The sequence below is a fragment of the Crocosphaera sp. genome (assembly GCF_030064895.1).
Lineage (GTDB): Bacteria > Cyanobacteriota > Cyanobacteriia > Cyanobacteriales > Microcystaceae > Crocosphaera.
Genome location: NZ_JASJEB010000168.1, coordinates 1 through 5929, shown reverse-complemented (window position 1 = coordinate 5929; position 5929 = coordinate 1). Strand labels below are relative to the sequence as shown.

4 protein-coding genes and 2 pseudogenes are annotated in these 5929 nt (G+C 40.1%); 4 read left to right on the top strand and 2 right to left on the bottom strand.

Annotated features, from left to right (window positions below):
- A pseudogene (locus tag QNJ66_RS25535) lies at positions 1-179 on the bottom strand (RNA-guided endonuclease TnpB family protein); the annotation flags it as partial.
- Between the two features lie 278 nt (positions 180-457).
- Here QNJ66_RS25535 and glgA point away from each other — a divergent pair.
- The 4 genes and pseudogenes from glgA to psbM form a co-directional block, all read left to right on the top strand.
- Positions 458-1861: pseudogene (glgA, locus tag QNJ66_RS25530) on the top strand (glycogen synthase GlgA); the annotation flags it as partial.
- A 741-nt stretch (positions 1862-2602) separates the two neighbouring features.
- Entirely contained in the window at positions 2603-4255 is a 1653-nt protein-coding gene (locus QNJ66_RS25525; protein ID WP_300511476.1) for a TolC family protein, read from the top strand.
- 131 nt (positions 4256-4386) lie between these two features.
- On the top strand, positions 4387-4683 hold the full coding sequence (locus QNJ66_RS25520; RefSeq protein ID WP_300511475.1) for a 2Fe-2S iron-sulfur cluster-binding protein: 297 nt from the start codon (positions 4387-4389) through the stop codon (positions 4681-4683).
- A gap of 87 nt (positions 4684-4770) precedes the next feature.
- Positions 4771-4878 (top strand): photosystem II reaction center protein PsbM, encoded by a 108-nt coding sequence (psbM, locus tag QNJ66_RS25515; RefSeq protein ID WP_009546127.1) that lies wholly within the window; start codon positions 4771-4773, stop codon positions 4876-4878.
- Positions 4879-4972: 94 nt separating this feature from the next.
- Here psbM and QNJ66_RS25510 read toward each other — a convergent pair whose 3' ends face one another.
- Positions 4973-5689, bottom strand: coding sequence for an NnrU family protein (locus QNJ66_RS25510; RefSeq protein ID WP_300511474.1), 717 nt, complete (start codon positions 5687-5689; stop codon positions 4973-4975).
- Positions 5690-5929 lie beyond the last annotated feature (240 nt).

Here is a 5929-nt window from a genome sequence, read left to right as displayed (position 1 = left end):
TCTTTATTTTTAGCTAATTGAGAGCAAAGTTTTTGGAGATCATTACGGGTTGTTCCCTTATTATCCATCCAATAACGGACACAGGTATTACGCACAAACTGAGATGTTATAATGGCTTCATCTAGTTTCTGGTATTGCTGTGGTGTTCCGTTTTTAAGTTTAGCTTCTACAACTAGCATTTATTAACCTTCGACCTTGGATGCACTTATTATAACATAGTTTACATAAAAACTCTAGAATTAAAATCGTTGCTTTGCGTTAATTTATTTATTGGTCGAATTTCATCCCCCGCTAATTTTGGTGAGTATTTAGCTCGAAAAATGTAGCGGTGGCATTCATCCGACATTGTAGGTAAAGTTTTTTAATACTATAAAAAAAAATAACCTCCCATCTATTCTGAATGGGGATAGTATGTCAAAATCATAGAGTGGCAAGCAAGGGAAGCGAGGGTATTGAGATGCGAATTTTATTTGTAGGGGCAGAAGTAGCTCCATTGGCCAAAGCTGGGGGAATGGGAGACGTTATCGGAGCCTTACCGAAAGTTTTACATCAATTAGGGTATGATGTCCGCATTATCATGCCTTATTATGGATTTCTCGACGATAAGGTAGAGATTCCCTCAGAAGCGATCTGGAATTCCCATGCTATGTCCCAAGATTTTTCGGTGTATCAAACCACTCTTCCCAAGAGTAATGTTCCCCTTTACCTACTGAAACACCATAGCTTTTCTCCGCGCCGTATTTATGGAGATGACGAATATTGGCGGTTTACCTTCTTTTCTAACGCAGCAGCAGAATTCGCTTGGAATTGCTGGAAACCAGACATCATCCATTGTCATGACTGGCATACCGGCATGATTCCTGTTTGGATGCACGAAACCCCCGATATTACCACTGTTTTCACCATACATAATTTAGCTTATCAAGGGCCAGGCCGTGGTTTTCTCGAACATAATACTTGGTGTCCTTGGTATATGGACGGAGATAATTCCATGGTGGCAGGAATAAAATTTGCAGGACGGATAACCACTGTTTCTCCAACCTACGCCGAACAAGTTCAAACTCCAGCTTATGGAGAAAGACTCGATGGCTTATTGTCTCACTTTAGCCATAATTTGGTAGGAATTCTCAACGGCATTGACATGGAATTGTACAATCCGGCTGAGGATCAATTTATTCATCAAACCTTTACCCCTTACACCCTAGAAAATCGTCTGGCCAATAAAACTGGCCTGCAAGAAGAAACGGGACTAGAAATCAATCAAGATGCCTTTTTGATGGGTATGGTGACTCGTTTAGTGGAACAAAAGGGAATTGATTTAATCCTTCAAGTCTTAGACCGTTTTCTGGTTCATACCGATGCACAATTAGTGGTTTTGGGCAGTGGGGATCATTATTATGAGAATCAGTTATGGCAATTATCTGCTCGTTATCCTGGCCGTGTATCGGTGCAAATTCTTTATAACGATGTCTTGTCCCGCCGTATTTTTGCTGGAGCCGATGTATTTTTGATGCCGTCTCGATTTGAACCTTGTGGCATCAGTCAACTATTTGCCATGCGTTATGGTTGTGTTCCTATCGTTCGACGCACAGGGGGATTAAAAGATACAGTGAGTTTTTATGATCCCATTAAAGAGGAAGGAACCGGTTATTGTTTTGATCACTATGATCCTTTGGAATTATTGTTCTGCATGATTCGTGCTTGGGAAGGATTTCGTTTTAAAGACGATTGGACGAAACTGCAACAAAGATGTATGACCCAAGATTTTAGTTGGTATGGCTCTGCCGCTGAATATATCAAAATTTATAAGGAATTAACCGGACAACCCGGAGAGTTAACCTCTGAAGAAGAGGATAAAATAACCTTTTTAATTCAACAAAATATTTCCTGGGATATTAATGGTAAGGGAAATCTAGATGAAAATATTAGAGAAGATAACAGCGAAAAAGAATCTACTGAAACCCAAACAGTTATTAAAGAAGAAACCACAACTGTTGAAGACCAAAAACCCCAAGAATCTATAGCCTCAATTGATTCTTCAACCACTACTACCCAAACAGTCGAAGTTGAAAAAGAAGAAGAAAATAAGAGTATTCCTGATGAAGTTCCCAGCGAACAGTCTGTATCTCAAACCACTGTTCCTAACCAGAATACTTCAGAAATAGAAGAATCACTATCTCAAGAGAGTTCTATCTCTGTTCCTAAACAGAATGCCTCAGAAGTAGAAGAATCAATATCCCAAGAGAGTTCTCCCTCTGTCATAACTACAGAAACAGAACTTAATCAACCAACCATCGAAAGTAAGGTAGATAAACCCAAGCTAAAACCGCGCCCTTCTCTACCTAGTTCTCAGGTAAAGTCTCCACCAAAATAACGTAGGGACTTCCAAGAAGTCTGAATAACAAACAATTAATTCTTCCTTTAAAACTAACAAAACAAAATGCTAATATAAGTTGAGTTCAAGTTGAGTTGATTGTGTCTGTGATAAAAGCATTTGATCATAACACAAGAAATTTTGTTCCTTAAATTTCCCTAGCTCAACCCTCACTTTTTCCTTTGGATTATCATTTAGTTGTTTGACTAAAAATTTTTAATAAATACTATGTTTGTTCTACGTTATTGTGTGTGTGTGAGTGTAAGTCTGTTAGCAGTATTAACCTGGAATACAGGACTAACAGCGCAAACGGTGTCTTCTCTAGAAGGAAAATCAGAAGCTGAAAAATTAAGTTTAGACCCTGACAACTCTCAACCCCGTGTTACTGATATTAAACAGATGCAAGAGTCATCTGTTTCCTCCCAAAACACGAAAAATATCTCAACTGCCACTGGGAAAAGAAATAACTCCCCCCCAAATGTGTTATCGCAGTCTGGCACATCTGAAACACCTGAGAAAAACTCAGAACCCATTCTCCAACAACTACCCCCCAATAACCTTAATCCTAACGGGAATCCCCTCTTACGTCCTAGTCAACCAGAGGACGTAGAAATTGATATCAATGAACCCTTAACTTTAAATGAAGTTATCGCCCTTGCCTTACAAAATAATCGGGAAATACAACAAGCCCGTATTGAAGTCGAAGAGGTAGAAGCTCGCTTAGTAGTAGAGCGGGCAGCCCTTTATCCAACCCTAGATATCGACTCTAGACTCAACCGTGAATTTATTGAACGTCAAACCGGTGACTTTACTGGTGGTCCTGATATTGTGGTTGACTCATCGGAAACCACGGGGATTTTTAATGTATCTCTACGCCAAGATATCTATGCTGGCGAGGAACGAGATGGCCGTATCAAAAGGGCAGAACGGGAAATCCGCAGAGAAGAGTTAGAATTAGAACAAATTGCAGAAAATGTCCGTCAAGAAGCCACTGACAGATATTATTCATTACAAAATTCTGATGCTCAAGTCGCTATTGCACAGGCTGATGTAGCAAATGCCTCCCAAACCCTACGGGACGCTCAATTATTGGAACAAGCGGGTTTAGGAACAAGATTTGATGTATTGCGAGCAGAAGGGGATTTAGCCACAGCCAATCAAAGATTGACCAGTCGTATTGCTAATCAACGAATAGCACGACGTGAGTTAGCAGAAACCCTGAGTCTGGGACAACAGGTTGAATTGGTGGCGGCTGATGAAATTAGACAATCACCAACCTGGAACCTATCCCTTGAAGAAACCATTGTCCAAGCTTACAAAAACCGTGCTGAGCTAGAACAACAGCTAGTACGACGGGAAATTAGTGAACAAGACGTTCGCATTGCCCTTGCCGGAATTACTCCACGATTAGATTTTGTCGCTCAATATGGCTTTGACGATGACTTTGATGACGGTGTGGGGGCTTTGCCGAATTGGCGCTTTGAAACTCGTTTAACTTGGCGATTATTTGATGGTGGGCGGGCTTTTGCCGGGGCTAGAGCAGGAAATCGAGGCATAGACCGGGCAACTATTGAATTTACTAATATTCGTAATGAAATTCGCCTTGAAGTTGAAACAGCCTACTATAACTCCATTGCTAACCGGGAAAATATTGACAGTACCAGTGCCAATGTCAGAACCCGTGAAGAAGGGCTAAGACTAGCAAGATTACGTTTCCAGGCTGGTGTTGGCACTCAAACGGATGTCATTAATGCTCAACGGGATTTGTCCCAGGCCAGAGGGGATTTTCTAGAAGCAATTATCAACTATAATCGTTCCCTAAATAACTTACAACGATCAGTGAGTAACTACCCTGATAATCGTCTCTTTGAAATAAGGTAAACCCGACCCTTGATTAATTTTCTAGGTTATGTGCTGTCTCAACTCTTGAATCCTATGACCAAATTGCTTATAATTTCTTAACATTATAAGTAATAATTGTTTTATTAATCGGCGTAATCCAAGGAGGGCAGATGACTATTAAATTTGTTAAAGAGGATAAAGAGGTTGTAGCAGCACAAGGGGCTAACCTAAGGGAAAAAGCTTTACAAAATAAAGTTGATATTTATACCTTCAAGGGTAAATTGACAAACTGTGGTGGTTATGGACAGTGTGCTACTTGCCTTGTCGAAATTACTGAGGGGATGCAAAATCTCTCTCCTCGTACCGATTTTGAACAACGAGTTCTCAAGAAAAAGCCTGATAATTACCGTCTTGCTTGTCAAACTCTGGTTAACGGCCCCATAGCAGTGGTTACTAAGCCAAAATAATCAACAGGAGTTATTGCCGTCATTGCCCGTTGTGATGATATTCTAAAAGTTGTTGTTTTGATTTGATAACATAGAGGGCTATTACCCATGGAAGTTAACGATCTTGGTTTTATTGCGACTATTCTTTTTGTGCTTGTTCCCACTGTATTCCTACTCATTTTATACATTCAAACCCGTGAGGAAACTGAATCTTAAGCTATTTTTTATAAATGCTTAATTGAAGATAGTGCGGAAATTTCTAGAGTTGAAATTTCCGCTATTTTGTTGAATTATAAATTCTCGATTCCAGTTACCAAGGAACTTTAGCTGTCACCTGCATTAACCAAGGATGACCCCACCAAAATAAAGCCACAAATCCTAAAACACCGACATAAGCAGGACGTAAAAATTCTTGCCATTCCCAGGTTTGACGACCCTGTAAGATGGCTAAAAAGGGAATAATAGAAGTTCGTTCCTTAACCTTAAGAAAAGCATCTCCATAACGTTTTTTGAGGCGATAGTCCCCATGCCAAACCGCAAATATATGATGAGCAATCAAACCTAAAGAAGTTACTAATGTAAAAGTTGTCCCTAACCATAACGTATGGGCAATACACCAGATAACTTGTCCAACCATTTGGGGATGACGGCATACTCTTAAAATACCGGTTTCGTAAAGATGGACTTGAGGTTTAGCGATCGCAGCGATTTCTAGAAGATTAAAAGTAGCTGGATAAAGGAACAAAAAAGAGACAACAGACAACACCCAAACCACTCCTTTTACCCCAGGAATGCCTTGAACTTGCCATAACATTAACCCATCGTAGCGATGATTAAAAAAGTAAATAATTAAAATAGTGGCAAAAGGAATACTCACCAGAGCAAAAAAAACTCGATACAATCTTGCCCCAATTTTTTCCTCTCCCCAAGATCGTAAAGCGGCCAGTCCACTGTGAGCAACAGCAAAACCTAATAATAATGCTAGTATAATCCCGTGACTTGGAGTTAACCAGGTGGGTAGTCCCATCAACATGAAGATTTCCTTTTAATAAACTATTTAGGCAAACAAATAACCCATAGGCACAGTCACTCTATGGGTTGCTTATTATTATGATAGTAATCTATTTTCGCGTGAAGTACCCCAACTTGCTTCGCTGAAGTTGGGGCTTCCCAACCACAACTCAACTCAAGGACGGTTTTATTCGTCTTCGAGGTTTCCCGTCTCATTGGCCGTTGCCTCAATAAGACAAGTCTTATTTTGGTCTAA

Bases quoted from the DNA above. Each gene is read 5' to 3' on its own strand.
- QNJ66_RS25525 (WP_300511476.1), top strand. From the start codon at position 2,603: ATGTTTGTTCTACGTTATTGTGTGTGTGTGAGTGTAAGTCTGTTAGCA.
- QNJ66_RS25510 (WP_300511474.1), bottom strand. From the start codon at position 5,689: ATGGGACTACCCACCTGGTTAACTCCAAGTCACGGGATTATACTAGCA.
- psbM (WP_009546127.1), top strand. From the start codon at position 4,771: ATGGAAGTTAACGATCTTGGTTTTATTGCGACTATTCTTTTTGTGCTT.
- QNJ66_RS25520 (WP_300511475.1), top strand. From the start codon at position 4,387: ATGACTATTAAATTTGTTAAAGAGGATAAAGAGGTTGTAGCAGCACAA.